The organism is Ruegeria marisflavi (assembly GCF_025673445.1).
Lineage (GTDB): Bacteria > Pseudomonadota > Alphaproteobacteria > Rhodobacterales > Rhodobacteraceae > Ruegeria_B > Ruegeria_B marisflavi.
The window spans coordinates 56,268-68,611 of record NZ_JAOVQN010000002.1 but is presented as its reverse complement, the minus strand read 5'-3'; the positions used below and the strand labels follow the sequence as shown (position 1 = coordinate 68,611).

The window sequence follows — 12,344 nt, the reverse complement described above, 5'->3', positions numbered from 1 at the left end:
CCTATCCTGTCAAGGGCAGGCGCATCCGGGTGGCGGAGCGGAATCCGAACACCCAGGCCAGCGGCCCGGTGTGTTCAGTGCCGGTGGCCACGAAACCCACCCGTTCATACAGCGCCTTTGCGCGCGGGTTGCTGTCGATGACATCCAGCTGCACCTCGCCCGCGCCAGACCTTTCGGCCTCGGCCCGGATCGTCGCCAACAGGGCGCTGCCAACCCCTTGGCCCCGCGCACGCTCATCTACAAAGATGCCATCCATCTGAAACACGCCCGGTTGCAGCGGTCGCTCCAGGAGTTCCAACAAAGGCCCCCGCCACAAGGCGCCGACCCAGCCATAAACCCGGGCCAGATCGCCCATCCCTGCATCGACCAGCCCGCCTTCGGCGGTCTTGAACCCGGCAAGCCCCAGCATCTGCCCCTTCCCGTCCCGCGCGCCGAGTGCGAAGCGCGGATCAAGCGCCGGGTGGAGAAAGCGCAAGGCCCTGTCCTCTGGCCCCAGCACCTGGCCCAGCTTGGCCGCGAAGGCCTGCCAGAACAGGCGCGCGGCCTCTGGCCGCTCGCTTTCGTCAAAGCCCCGGGTGATGCGCAGGGTCACAATCCGAACCCGCCATAGGGGATGAACCGCACCAGATCGCCGGGTCTGATATGGCGGCCATCGTCGCCGATCTCCACCAGCCCCTCGGCCCAACTCAACCCGCTCACCCGGCCCGACCCTTCGGAGGCAAAGACCTCCACCCGGCCAGCCCGCACACGGGCACGCAGGTACTCGCGCCGTCCGGGTTTCTTTCTCTTCTCAAAGCCCGCGGGCAGGTCAAAACCCTGCGGCTCGGCCCAGGCCTCGCCTGCCAGAACCGCCAGCGCCGGGCGCGCAAAGATAATGGCGCAGACCATCGCAGCCACCGGGTTGCCCGGGAGACCGAACACCGGCTTGCCTTGCCATAAGCCCAGCGCCAGCGGTCGCCCCGGTTTCAGCGCGATCCTCCATTGCTGCATGGCGCCTGCCTCGCGCAACAGGGCCGAGACATGGTCCTCATCCCCCGCCGAGGCACCACCGCTGGTCAGGATCACATCGGCCTCTTGCGCTGCCCGGTCCAAGGTCGCGCGCAACGCCGCCCGGTCGTCCGGAACCCGCCCCATGTCGCACACCCGGTATCCCAGCCGCTGCGCCAGCGCGCAAAGCATCGGCCGGTTCGCGTCATAGATCTGGCCTGGCCCGGCCTCTGCCCCCGGTTCGGTCAACTCGTCGCCGGTGGACAGGATCGCCACCCGCAGGGTGACCCTTACTGCCACCTCGGCGATGCCGACCGACGACAACAGCGCCAGGTCGGCAGGGGTCAGCCGCCGCCCTACGGGCAGCACAACCGCGCCCGCTGCCACGTCCTCACCTGCCTTGCGGGTGTTGGCGCCGCGTTTCAACGGCCCGCGAAAGGCGATCTCACCGTCGCCCAGCGTCACATCCTCTTCGAGGATCACGGTCTCGACCCCCTCGGGCAGCGCCGCGCCAGTCAGCACCCGCAACGCGCGGCCCGTGGGCAAGACGCCATCAAACGGCACCCCCGCCGCCGCCCGACCGTCCGCCAGCGGCATCACATGCGCGCCCTCGGGCACCGCCCCGGCAAAGCCATAGCCATCGACCGCGCTGTTGGCTTGCGGCGGGCTAGCCCGCCGCGCCACCGCGTCCACCGCCAGCACCGCGCCCAGCGCTTGCGCCAGCGGGCGCCGCTCGACCCCGGTCACCGGCCCCAGCCTGTCCCGCAACATATCGAGCGCGGCATCGACTGGCGTCCATTCGACCCCGGCAGGCAGAGCGAAACAATCGTTGCGCAGCGGCGGCGGTTTCAACCCGGTCATCCCTGGTCCACTCCCAATATCCAGCCTTCCTCGGGCGCGGTCACATCCAGCCGCCGAGAAAGCTCGGCCTGCGGCAGGGCGGCCAGATCATCCGCCACCCGCTCCACCTGCCACGCATCCCTGATCCGGCCCTCAGGCGCCTTGCCCAAAGTCAACGAAGGCCAGATTTCCACCAAGGCAACCGGCTTGTCCAACGGCTCGAACGGCCAGACAGCCACCCTCCCGGAAAAATGACGCCGCAACCGCGCCAGCACCGGCAGCCCCATCATCACCTGACCGCCGACCGCGCCCACCCCGGCCATCTGCCAGCAAGTAAAGGCGCCTCGGGCACGATGCTCCACCGCGCGTCGGTCGGGAAACGGGTTGCGGTACACCCGCTTGGTGCGCGGCAACCCGTCGATATCGCGTTTTAGTCCGTTGGCCCAGAACGGTCCCTTGCCGCCCAGCCCCCGGTTGATCTCTCCGGCCAGATCGAACCGATTATTGGCCATTGGTGCATCCTCAACGCGCGCCTCGAACCAGTCCCACAGGCGCATTGGATCGTCCGACCCGCTCACCGCCCGGGCAAAGCCCGCCGGGTAGCCAAAGGGAAAATCGAACCCCAGCATCAGCCGCCGACCGGCGGCCAGAGCGGTCTCGATCACATCGCACAGCCAGCCTTCGGCCAGCCCCCGGTTCCTGAGATAGACGGGCTCCTCCCCGGCGACACAGGCCCAGATCGCATCTTTGCGCGGGCGCGGGCCGGTATCGTTGCCGCCCGACCAGTCGACCATGGCAATGGTGTCAAAGGGCCTCACAGCCCGACCTCGGACAGGATGAAACCGGCAATCGCCTTTGTGTCGTTCAGATCGAACACCGGCCGGTCGAGCGTCAGGGGCGTGTCGCTCGCCACCGCGCGGATGGTCGGATCACCCGGCGCGATCAGTGCTGTGCCCGCCTCGGCCCGGAACGCCTCGACCTTGGGGTGTCCCTCGCGCTTGTAGCCCTCGATCAGCACCAGATCGACCGGCGAAAGGCGGCCCAGTAGCTCGGCCAGGGGCGGTTCCGCCGCGCCGCGCAACTCGGTCATCTGCGCCACGCGATAGCGTGATGCAAGGATCACCTCGGACGCGCCCGCCTGACGGTGCCGCCAGCTGTCGCGGCCCGGATGATCGACGTCGAACGAATGATGCGCATGCTTGACCGTCGACACCGTCAGGCCGCGCGCGGTGATCTCGGCCACCAGCCGCTCCATCAGGCCGGTCTTGCCTGCGTTCTTCCAGCCGGTGACGCCATAGACCCTCATGCGCGCTCCAACAGGGTTTCGGCCCGGACCAGATCCTCGGGCGAGTTGACGTTGAAGAAGGGATCGAACGGCTCTGCCTCAAACAGCGCCTCGCGCCCGCCATGCCGGTCGGTCCACAACACCACCTTGCGCAGGCCGTCGTTCAGCGCCGCGCGCAGGTCGTCGCGCAGCGCCACGGGCCAGAGGCCAAAGGTCGGGTGTCGGTTGACCTTGCCCCCCGATTTCAGCGCCGCGCCCTCACGCGGGGTCGTGGCCAGCACCAGCGGCTGCACCTGCCCCTCGGCGGAGGCCATCAGCTGCGCCACCAGATTACATGGGAAAAACGGCGTATCGGCAGCGGCGGTGACGATGCTGTCGGCCCCCTGTTCTGCGGCCCAGTCAAGCCCGGCGAGCACGCCCGCCAGCGGCCCGGCAAACCCCTCGACCGTGTCGGGCAGAACCGGCAGGCCGAATTCCGCAAACCGCGCCGGATCGCCATTGGCATTGAGCGCCAGCCCTCCGACCTGCGGCTCCAGCCGGTCGATCACATGGCCCAGCAGAGGCCGCCCGCCCAGTGGCAACAGCCCCTTGTCGCCGCCCCCCATCCGAGTGGCGAGCCCACCGGCAAGGATCACGCCCAGAGCGGCGGTCATTCGCCCGCCTCCGCACTCTTCCTGCGATGTTTCCTATCCTCGACCGGCACGCTGGCCGGGTCGGCATCCCAGACCAACCGCTCGGCCCCCGACAGACAGACAAACCGTTGCCCACGCATCCGGCCGATCAGGGTCAGGCCGACCTGCCGCGCGATCTCGACCCCCCAGGCGGTAAAGCCCGACCGCGAGGCCAGCACCGGGATGCCCATCATCGCAGTCTTGATCACCATCTCGGAGGTCAGCCGCCCGGTGGTATAGAGGATCTTGTCGCCCGCCCCCTCGCCCGTGGACAGCATCCAGCCCGCGATCTTGTCCACCGCGTTATGGCGGCCCACATCCTCCATATAGACCAGCGGCCTGCTTTTGCGGCACAGCACCGTGCCATGAATTGCCCCGGCCTCCAGATACAGCGAGGGCGTGCGGTTGATCCGCGCCGCCAGATCATAGAGCCAGGATGTACGCACCTCCACTTGAGGCAAGCGCACCTCCTCCAGCCCCTCCATCATGTCGCCGAACACGGTGCCCACGGCACAGCCGCTGGTGCGGGTCTTTTTCTTCAGCTTTTCCTCGTGGCTGGTTTCCACCGCCGTACGCACCACGACGGTTTCCAGATCCTCGTCGAAATCGACGCCGGTGATCTCTTCGCCCGGTTTCAGCATGCCCTGATTGCGCAGGAAGCCCAGCGCCAGATACTCGGGGTAATCCCCGATGGTCATGGCGGTCACGATCTCCTGACTGTTGAGGAAGATGGTCAGCGGGCGTTCCTCGACCACCGAGAGGCGCGCGGGTGCGCCGGTCTGGTCCAAACCCTCGACTGCGCGGGTCAGCCGGGCGGCCCCCGGGTCGGGGGCGATGATGTAATCTGACAGGTCGTCCGAGATAGCCAATTGCAACCCTTTCCTTGGCTCGGTACAGCGGTCGGGCTTACCTTAGGATCTAGGAATGTCCTTCACCACATCCAAATCCGTCTACTGGAAGGGTTTTCGCGACGGCGCACCCTTCATCATGGTGGCGGCCCCCTTTGGCACGCTGTTCGGCGTTTTCGCGACCGAGGCCGGGCTGAACCTGGTGCAGGTGATGACCTTTACCGCCACCGTTTTTGCGGGTGCGGCGCAGTTCACCGCGCTGCAACTCTTGCTCGATGACACACCGACACTGATCGTCCTGTTGTCTGCGCTGGCGGTCAATCTGCGGGTGGCGATGTATTCCGCCGCGCTGACGCCTTATCTGGGCGCCGCACCGCTGTGGCAGCGGGCGGTTGCCGCCTATTTCACGGTGGACCAGTCCTATGCCCTGTCCATGGTGCGGTTCGAGACCGAGCCGGACCTGACCGTGCCACAGCGGATGGCCTATTTCTTTGGTACCGTCACACCCTTGGCGCCCGCCTGGTATCTGGCGACCTATCTGGGTGCGGTGCTGGGCACCCGCACCCCCGACAGCTGGGCGCTGGATTTCGCCCTGCCCATTACCTTCCTGGCAATGATCGGACCGATGCTGCGCACCCTGCCGCATGTGATCGCGGCGCTGGTGGCGATCGTGACCGCGTTGCTGACAGCCGGTGTGCCGTTCAACCTAGGCCTGCTGATCGCGGGCACCGCCGGCATGATGGCCGGCGCGCAGGCCGAAGTGATGCTGGCACGCCGGAGCAAGAACACATGACCGAGATCGACCCGACAACCATGTGGATCGTCATCGCCGGGCTTGCCTTTGGCAGCTTTGGCCTGCGCTTTGTCTTTATCGGGCTGGTGGGCGACCGTCCGCTGCCCGGCTGGCTGCTGCGGCACCTGCGCTATACCGCCGTGGCCATCCTGCCCGCGCTGATCGCGCCGCTGGTCATCTGGCCACAGGCCACCGGCGGCCAGCCCGATGTGCCCCGGATTAGCGCCGCCGCAGTGGCGCTTGCCGCCGGATACTGGTCGAAAAACGTGCTGGTCGCGATCTTTTCAGGGGCAGGCACGCTTTACGGCCTGCTCTACCTGCTGGGCTGAGACGAGGCTCAGCCCGGCTGGTTCAGCTTGGCGTTGTTGGCGGCCAAGCCTTTTTGCAGGTCGGCGTCGTCCTGCTCGTAATACCTGTTCGTGACAGCGCCCGAGAGCGAACCGAACTGATCGGCCAGTTTGGTCGGCTGAAAGGTCACCTTGATGTCGCCAAACCCCGGAATTTGCTGCAAAAGCTGTGCGGTATAGTTGGCGCAATAGGCCCCCGGCACTGGCCCCATCTGGCGGGCCAGCCGATAGGCAACCTCGGCCTGTTCCGGCGTCACTTCCAGCTCTTGCACAACCACGTGATGGGTCTCGCGGGCATGTGATCCGCGATAGGCGCGCTCGACCGCCGGAGTGATCCCGTACAAAACGTCGTTTTGTTCTGGCACGAGATCGGCCCAGAACGATCCCGCCGGATCAAAGATCACCCGCTCGCTGGCATTGATCATCAGCGACGTATGCGCCCCCGCGCCCGAGCGGTTGTTGACCATGGTGTAAAGCGTCAGCTTCGCCGGTCCCGGCTCACGATAGCGCACGGCCGCCACGGTTGCATCATCGGCAAAGGGCGCACTCTGGCGCGTACAGGCCGCCGTACCGGCCGCCAGCACACAGACAAGCATCAAGGTTTTCACGGAAGGCTCCCGCCGGATCAGGAGGTGAAGACTGCCATGAACAGCAGAATGCAGAAAATCACCACGGCCACGCGGATGGTGGCCTTGATGAACCCTTCAAAAGTCTGGGTCTGGGTGGTGATGTCCATCGAACCGGGTTTGAAATCAGCCATAGCGGTCTTCCTATTCGCGTGTTTTTCGCTGGATAACGGATTCTCGCCGCCCTGTCACGACGTCATTCGCGCGCAGGCAGGGCAAGATCGAAAGGTGTGCATTGCGGGTAACCATAGCCCCAGCGCCACGGCAGCCCGGAACAGGGACCGCCACCGAACCGCACCGCCATGTACATCGCGTCGGCAATCGTGCCATAGGCTCGGCGCACCGTCTCGGGCGTGGTGTCATAGCGGATGGCAAGCGCCTCCAGATGGCTTTCGCCTGTCTCGCGCACGCAGGACCGCAATTCCTCGTCCGCCTGCACCCGGGCGTCATAGCTGGCCTCGGCGTCCTCCGCCCCGCCGCCGTCGTGATAGGCGCGGTCATGGATGATGCAGCAGGCCTCCCACGGCGGGACATCGCCCTGCGCCGCGGCAAAATCGGGAAAGGTCTCGGCAACCAGCGTCCACCCGGCACTCAATCCGCCGGAACAGCCATCGGTGGTAAACGGCGCCAGCACGGCCTCGCTCCGCGTGGTCATGAAGGAGCGATGCGCGGGCAGTTCGACCACCCGCCCGATATCCTGCGCCGCCACGGGCCCCGCGACCAGCAGGCAGCCGATCACAAGGTTACGGGCTCTCATCGCGATACTCCTTCGCATCCGCCTCCCAGCCCATTTCCTGGGTCAGCCACAACAGCACCCGTTCCGCCGGGTTCAGCGTCGCCCGCACCTCCAGCACCTCGCGCGCCAAGGCCGGTTCGTCTGTGATCAGCCCATCGACCCCAAGCGAGATCATCTTGGACATCAAGAGCGGCTCGTTGACGGTCCAGACATAGATGTCCTTGCCCACCGCATGCACCGCGCGCACCAGCGACGGGCGCAGACTGGCGGTGCTGACGGCGATGAAATCGCCCTCCAGCCCGGCAAGATCGCCCACCGCAGTGGCGGCCAGAACTCCGGTGCGCCAGTCCGGGCGCAGCGCCCGCATCTTCTGTACCGCCGGGTATTTCAGCGACATGGTGGCGATCTGGTCCTGCATCCCCAGTTCCTCGACCAGGGCAATGACCCGGTTTTCCAGATCCACATCGTGTCCGTAGTACTTCAGTTCGATCAGTACCCGGGACTTGTCCCGGGCCGCTTCCAGCGCCGCTCGCAGGGTCGGCGTCCGCTCGACCGAATACTCCGGCGCGTACCAGCCGCCGATGTCTATGGCTTCCAGATCCTGCATCGTGGCATCCCAGATCTTGGTCGGCACGCCCGCCAGCTTCATGAAATCGCTGTCATGCATCACCACGATCTCGCCATCGGCCGTTTCCTGCACGTCGATCTCGACCCAATCGGCCCCATCCTCGATCGCCTTCACGACCGAGGCCATGGTGTTTTCCGGCCGCGATCCCGCCGCGCCCCGGTGGCCGATGACGGTCACGTCGTCCTCGGCTGTCAGTTGCGTCAAGAGCCCGTCGCCGACCCAGGCGCCGATCCCCAAGGCAATCGCCGCAATGCCCGCGGCCCCTATCAGACGGCCGCGCAGGCCTATGCGCGCCGAGGGCGTGGGAACCGTCGCCTCACCGCCATAAAACCCGTCCAGAACCTTGGCCAGCGCCCCCAGGCCAATCGCCGACAGCACCAGACCGGCCAGCGCCCAAAGGCCCAGCACCAGTACGATCAGGATCAGGGCCCGGCGCAAGCCGCCTTCGGCCGGGATCGGGATCACGGCCATCGCCAGATTGGCCACAGCGGCGATACCGGCGGCAATGGCAATACGGATCGCCGCCCAGATCACCAGTTCGATCTTCAGCCTGGTCCGCCGCACGCCCATCCGGCGGGTGCTCTCGGCAAAGACTTCGCGTGGGCGCATCCCGTCGAACAGAACCAGATGCAGCGCCAGCGCCCAGCCCGACAGGCGCAGGATCAGCGCACCGGCCAGCAGCAGCACGATCAGCCCGATCAGCACCACCGCCACCCAGAACTCGGGCGGATGAAAGGTCAGGTAATAGTTGATGTCATAGTCGGTCAGTTTCCACCACGCGACCAGCCCCGCCAGCGCCGCAAACGGCGCGATCAGTAGCAACAGCCGCAAGATGAACAGAACCGCAAAGCTCAAAAGCGCCCTCACCCGGCGAAACACCAGCGCAAAGGCCGCGCTGCCGGTGCGCCAAACATCAGCCTCAAGACTGCGCAGGCTCGCCGCCATGACCGAGAAACTCAGCACCTCTGCCACCAGCAGCACGCTCAGCACGCCAAGCGTTGCCGCGAATCCCATTGGCGACAGGATAAACCGCGCGATGTCTTGGTCGGTCAGCGCAGACTGGTCAGACAGTGCGACGGCAAGGTTGATCAGCCCCGCCAAGGACGGCGCGATCAGGGCCAGCGCCAACAGGCGTAGGGCCGCGTAGAGGGGCACAAAAAGCGCACGTCGCGACCATGACCGGCGCCAGGCTGAAACGACATTTGACAAATGAGACACGGCTCAATCTCCCGCAATAATTGCGGGTATTGAACGGCGCAACTGCCCATCTGGCAAGCTTATTCCGGCTTGCTCTCCAGATCCGCCGCCAAACGAAAGCCGATGCGATGCGCCGGTTCGTCCCGCGCCACCGCCGGCATCGCACGCAGCGTCACGTTCAGCTGGCTGACATGTTGCACCAACTGGGTGCGCGCGCCGGCCTCGTCGACGCCGTAAAAGGTCACCATATCCGGGTCGAAATAGCCCATACCCTGAATCCTGAGCACACCGACCCCACCACCGACAAAGCCCATGGCGACCTCTTGCGTGGCGTCGAGCTGCTTTTCAAAGTTCTGGATGTAGATGATCAGCCGCTCATAAGCCCATTGCGCCGAGCTCTTGCCGGTTGTGGGGCGCTGCAACGTCTCGGGCACCACGGGTTCGCATGGCTCGCTGTCGGGGTCCGCATGCACCTCGTGACAACGCGGCATCGCCTCAGCCTCGGCATATTCGGCCGAAGTTTCGATCTTGTTTTCCATCTCTCACCCCTTGCGCTGGTAGAGCCAGGCCCCGTCCGCGCGGCGGGTCCGGATCACGTCCCCAGTATGGTAGAGATGGTTCACATGCGCCACCGCTTCAACCAGCGCCAGCCCGTATTCGCCCTCGCCGATGGTGCGCTTGAAGAGCGGCGCAAAGCATTCGGACGCCGCCTTGGGCGTGTCCAGATGGTTCAGCAGCCGCGTCAGCGCGCCGTGGTGGTTGTCGATCAGCTGCCGCATCCGGATCGGCAAACCGGTAAACGGCAGCTTGTGCCCGCCCAGCGCCAGATGCTCAGGCCGGGCCAGCGGCGCCAGCCGCTCGCAGGTTTCCAGCCAGTCGGCCAGCGGGTCGGCCAGCGGCTCGGTGGCATAGACCCCGATATTGGGGCTGATCGAACTGAGGATCTGGTCGCCGGTGATCACCAGATTGTCGTCTCGGCTCCAGAAGGTCGCATGTTCGGGTGCATGGCCATTGCCCATATGCACGTCCCAATCGCGCCCGCCCATGCGGAACACGTCACCCTGCTTGATCCGGGTGAACCCCAGGGGCATCGGATAGACCATGTCGGCAAAGTTGAACGGCCGCTCGGCCATCCGCTTGGCCAGCACCTCGGGCGCCATGCCTGCGCTGCGGTAATAATCGAGCGTTTCCTCGGGCCAGGTCTCCTGCACATCAAGCGTCAGCATCCGCGCAAACAGCCAAGCGGTGCGGGTGGTGACCAACTCGGCGCCGAGTTCCGACTGGAACCAGCCCACATTGCCGATGTGATCAGGGTGATGATGGGTTGCCACCACGCGGCGCACAGGTTTGCCCGCCAGCGGCCCGTCGATCAGCGTCTGCCAGATGGCGCGGGTCTTCTTTGACGAAAACCCGGTGTCGATCACCGTCCAGCCATCGCCGTCATCCAGCGCATAGACGTTCACATGGTCCAGCTTCATCGGCAGCGGCAACCGCATCCACAACACGCCCTCGGCGATCTCTATCGCCGTACCGTGCGCGGGCGGCTCGTCCCACGGGTAACGCATCGCCAGCCCCGGCGCCCGGTCCATCACGCCGCCAGTTCGTCGAGGTCGAGCGCGTAGAGATCGCCCGCGCCGTTGCGCGCCTGCACCAGCAGGCTGTCATGCTCGGGCAGCAGCGCGTTGATGTAGAACCGCGCCAGCTTCTCGCGCGCGCCGCCCTTGTCGGCCAGCGCCGCGGCCAGGTGGTAATGCGCGCCCAGAACCCGGGCAAAGGCCCGCAGATAGGGTACCGCACCGGCAAAGCGTTCGGTCATGTCGCCCTGGCCCACCAGCCATTCGGTGGCCTCACGCAGGGTTTCGCTGGCCTCCCAGACCGGCCCGGCCAGTTCCGGCAGTTGCGCGCGGGCGCCTTCGGCATGCGCCTCGATCTCGTCGAGCAGCCGGGATGCCGCCTCGCCCCCATCCATCATCTTGCGCGCGACAAGGTCCATCGCCTGAATGCCGTTGGTGCCTTCGTAAATCGCGGTCACCCGCACATCGCGGTAGAATTGCGCGGCCCCCGTTTCCTCGATGAAGCCCATGCCGCCATGCACCTGCACCCCGGTTTCCGAGACCGAGATACCGGTATCTGTGCCAAACGCCTTGGCGATCGGCGTCAGGAAGGCGGCACGCGCCTTCCATTCGGCCGATCCGGTGGCATTGCCCATGTCAATGGCGACGGCGCAGGCCATCAGGATGGCGCGGGCGGCAAAGACATCGGCCTTCATGCTCATCAGCATCCGGCGTACATCGGCATGATCGACGATGGTGCCCGAGGCAGACTTGCCCTGCTTGCGCTCCATCGCATAGGCCAGCGCATGCTGCCAGGCGGCCTCGGCCACGCCGACACCCTGCCCGCCCACACCCAGACGCGCATTATTCATCATCGTGAACATGGCCGCCATGCCGCCATGTTCCTCGCCCACCAGCCAGCCAGTTGCTCCGTCATATTGCATCACGCAGGTGGGAGAGCCGTGCAGGCCCATCTTGTGCTCCAGCGACACCACCTTGAGGCTGTTGGCCACGCCCGCATTGCCATTCTCATCCGGCAGGTTGCGCGGCACCAGAAACAGCGAAATGCCCTTGGTCCCCGGCACCCCATCGGGCAGCCGTGCCAGCACCAGGTGGCAGACATTGTCACAGAAATCGTTGTCGCCCCAGCTGATGAAGATCTTCTGACCGGTGACCGCATAGGTGCCGTCGCCATTGGGCTCGGCCTTTGAACTCAGCGCGCCCACATCCGACCCGGCCTGCGGTTCGGTCAGGTTCATCGTGCCCGACCACTCGCCCGAGATCAGCTTGGGCAGATAAAGCTCCTTGATCGCGTCGCTGGCATGATGCTCCAGCGCCTCGATCTGGCCCTGGCTCATCAACGGCGCCAGTTGCAGCGACAGGCAGGCACCGCTCATCATCTCGTTCACCGCCGTCGTCACCGTCATCGGCAGGCCCATGCCGCCATGCTCGGGATTGCCGCTCATGCCGATCCAGCCGCCTTCGGATATGGCCTTCCAGCCATCGGCGAAGCCGGGCGAGGTACGCAGCACCCCGTTTTCCAGCCGTGCCGGGTTCAGGTCGCCGCCCCGCTGCAAGGGCGCCATCACCTCGTCACACATCCGGCCCGCCTCGGTCAGGATCGCCTCGACCATGTCCGCGCCCGCCTCGGCAAAGGTCTCGGTGGCGCAGACCCGGTCATAGCCCACGACGTGATTGAGCAGGAAGGTATAGTCGGTTACGGGCGAACGGTACGGCATGGGATCCCCTCGGGTGTTTCGTGTCGGCTTGGCAAGCCGCAGCGGCAACGGTATGTATCAAGGCTTGTCCGATTACCTATCCAGAGCCGTCTGG

Annotated in this window: 15 protein-coding genes; 2 read left to right on the top strand and 13 right to left on the bottom strand. The window is 65.8% G+C overall.

Translation table 11 applies throughout. From position 1 onward, the window contains the following. Position 1: 1 nt before the first annotated feature. Genes OEZ49_RS02215 through OEZ49_RS02190 form a run of 6 tightly spaced genes read right to left on the bottom strand, consistent with a single transcriptional unit; the run spans position 2 to position 4,658 of the window. Positions 2-592 carry a GNAT family N-acetyltransferase gene (locus tag OEZ49_RS02215; RefSeq protein WP_317853156.1) on the bottom strand — a complete coding sequence of 197 codons (591 nt, stop codon included), beginning with the start codon at positions 590-592 and terminating at the stop codon, positions 2-4. Then, entirely contained in the window at positions 589-1,848 is a 1,260-nt protein-coding gene (locus OEZ49_RS02210) for a molybdopterin-binding protein (protein ID WP_263386801.1), read from the bottom strand. Before OEZ49_RS02210 ends, OEZ49_RS02215 begins: the two co-directional genes overlap by 4 nt. Continuing rightward, positions 1,845-2,645, bottom strand: a complete 801-nt coding sequence (locus OEZ49_RS02205; RefSeq protein ID WP_263386800.1) for a molybdopterin guanine dinucleotide synthesis — start codon at positions 2,643-2,645, stop codon at positions 1,845-1,847. Before OEZ49_RS02205 ends, OEZ49_RS02210 begins: the two co-directional genes overlap by 4 nt. Beyond that, entirely contained in the window at positions 2,642-3,133 is a 492-nt protein-coding gene (gene mobB / locus OEZ49_RS02200; RefSeq protein ID WP_263386799.1) for a molybdopterin-guanine dinucleotide biosynthesis protein B, read from the bottom strand. The genes OEZ49_RS02205 and mobB overlap by 4 nt, the downstream gene beginning before the upstream one ends. Beyond that, entirely contained in the window at positions 3,130-3,765 is a 636-nt protein-coding gene (gene mobA, locus OEZ49_RS02195) for a molybdenum cofactor guanylyltransferase MobA (RefSeq protein WP_263386798.1), read from the bottom strand. The genes mobB and mobA overlap by 4 nt, the downstream gene beginning before the upstream one ends. Further along, on the bottom strand, positions 3,762-4,658 hold the full coding sequence (locus OEZ49_RS02190) for a formate dehydrogenase accessory sulfurtransferase FdhD (RefSeq protein WP_263386797.1): 897 nt from the start codon (positions 4,656-4,658) through the stop codon (positions 3,762-3,764). The genes mobA and OEZ49_RS02190 overlap by 4 nt, the downstream gene beginning before the upstream one ends. A gap of 49 nt (positions 4,659-4,707) precedes the next feature. Here OEZ49_RS02190 and OEZ49_RS02185 point away from each other — a divergent pair, with 49 nt between their 5' ends. Beyond that, positions 4,708-5,424, top strand: a complete 717-nt coding sequence (locus OEZ49_RS02185) for an AzlC family ABC transporter permease (RefSeq protein WP_263386796.1) — start codon at positions 4,708-4,710, stop codon at positions 5,422-5,424. Further along, entirely contained in the window at positions 5,421-5,753 is a 333-nt protein-coding gene (locus tag OEZ49_RS02180; protein ID WP_263386795.1) for an AzlD domain-containing protein, read from the top strand. The genes OEZ49_RS02185 and OEZ49_RS02180 overlap by 4 nt, the downstream gene beginning before the upstream one ends. A gap of 8 nt (positions 5,754-5,761) precedes the next feature. Here the strand turns inward: OEZ49_RS02180 and OEZ49_RS02175 are convergent, their stop codons facing one another. From OEZ49_RS02175 to OEZ49_RS02145, 7 genes are all read right to left on the bottom strand, one after another. After that, positions 5,762-6,367 carry a hypothetical protein gene (locus OEZ49_RS02175; RefSeq protein ID WP_263387067.1) on the bottom strand — a complete coding sequence of 202 codons (606 nt, stop codon included), beginning with the start codon at positions 6,365-6,367 and terminating at the stop codon, positions 5,762-5,764. Positions 6,368-6,396: 29 nt separating this feature from the next. Then, positions 6,397-6,531, bottom strand: a complete 135-nt coding sequence (locus OEZ49_RS02170) for an aa3-type cytochrome c oxidase subunit IV (protein ID WP_263386794.1) — start codon at positions 6,529-6,531, stop codon at positions 6,397-6,399. A gap of 62 nt (positions 6,532-6,593) precedes the next feature. Continuing rightward, positions 6,594-7,154: a hypothetical protein gene (locus OEZ49_RS02165; protein ID WP_263386793.1), complete on the bottom strand. Its 561-nt coding sequence runs from the start codon at positions 7,152-7,154 to the stop codon at positions 6,594-6,596. After that, on the bottom strand, positions 7,141-8,916 hold the full coding sequence (locus OEZ49_RS02160) for a glycerophosphodiester phosphodiesterase (RefSeq protein ID WP_263386792.1): 1,776 nt from the start codon (positions 8,914-8,916) through the stop codon (positions 7,141-7,143). The genes OEZ49_RS02165 and OEZ49_RS02160 overlap by 14 nt, the downstream gene beginning before the upstream one ends. Positions 8,917-9,038: 122 nt before the next feature. Next, a complete protein-coding gene (locus OEZ49_RS02155; RefSeq protein WP_263386791.1) occupies positions 9,039-9,497 on the bottom strand; it encodes a DUF6173 family protein in 459 nt (152 codons plus the stop codon). Between the two features lie 3 nt (positions 9,498-9,500). After that, entirely contained in the window at positions 9,501-10,547 is a 1,047-nt protein-coding gene (locus tag OEZ49_RS02150; protein ID WP_263386790.1) for an MBL fold metallo-hydrolase, read from the bottom strand. Continuing rightward, a complete protein-coding gene (locus OEZ49_RS02145; protein ID WP_263386789.1) occupies positions 10,547-12,250 on the bottom strand; it encodes an acyl-CoA dehydrogenase in 1,704 nt (567 codons plus the stop codon). Before OEZ49_RS02145 ends, OEZ49_RS02150 begins: the two co-directional genes overlap by 1 nt. Positions 12,251-12,344: the final 94 nt, after the last annotated feature.

What these genes read in the sequence shown, in the direction of transcription:
- OEZ49_RS02210 (WP_263386801.1), bottom strand. Translation starts at nt 1,848, where the DNA reads ATGACCGGGTTGAAACCGCCGCCGCTGCGCAACGATTGTTTCGCTCTG.
- mobB (WP_263386799.1), bottom strand. Translation starts at nt 3,133, where the DNA reads ATGAGGGTCTATGGCGTCACCGGCTGGAAGAACGCAGGCAAGACCGGC.
- mobA (WP_263386798.1), bottom strand. Translation starts at nt 3,765, where the DNA reads ATGACCGCCGCTCTGGGCGTGATCCTTGCCGGTGGGCTCGCCACTCGG.
- OEZ49_RS02185 (WP_263386796.1), top strand. Translation starts at nt 4,708, where the DNA reads ATGTCCTTCACCACATCCAAATCCGTCTACTGGAAGGGTTTTCGCGAC.
- OEZ49_RS02180 (WP_263386795.1), top strand. Translation starts at nt 5,421, where the DNA reads ATGACCGAGATCGACCCGACAACCATGTGGATCGTCATCGCCGGGCTT.
- OEZ49_RS02175 (WP_263387067.1), bottom strand. Translation starts at nt 6,367, where the DNA reads ATGCTTGTCTGTGTGCTGGCGGCCGGTACGGCGGCCTGTACGCGCCAG.
- OEZ49_RS02170 (WP_263386794.1), bottom strand. Translation starts at nt 6,531, where the DNA reads ATGGCTGATTTCAAACCCGGTTCGATGGACATCACCACCCAGACCCAG.
- OEZ49_RS02165 (WP_263386793.1), bottom strand. Translation starts at nt 7,154, where the DNA reads ATGAGAGCCCGTAACCTTGTGATCGGCTGCCTGCTGGTCGCGGGGCCC.
- OEZ49_RS02155 (WP_263386791.1), bottom strand. Translation starts at nt 9,497, where the DNA reads ATGGAAAACAAGATCGAAACTTCGGCCGAATATGCCGAGGCTGAGGCG.
- OEZ49_RS02150 (WP_263386790.1), bottom strand. Translation starts at nt 10,547, where the DNA reads ATGGACCGGGCGCCGGGGCTGGCGATGCGTTACCCGTGGGACGAGCCG.
- OEZ49_RS02145 (WP_263386789.1), bottom strand. Translation starts at nt 12,250, where the DNA reads ATGCCGTACCGTTCGCCCGTAACCGACTATACCTTCCTGCTCAATCAC.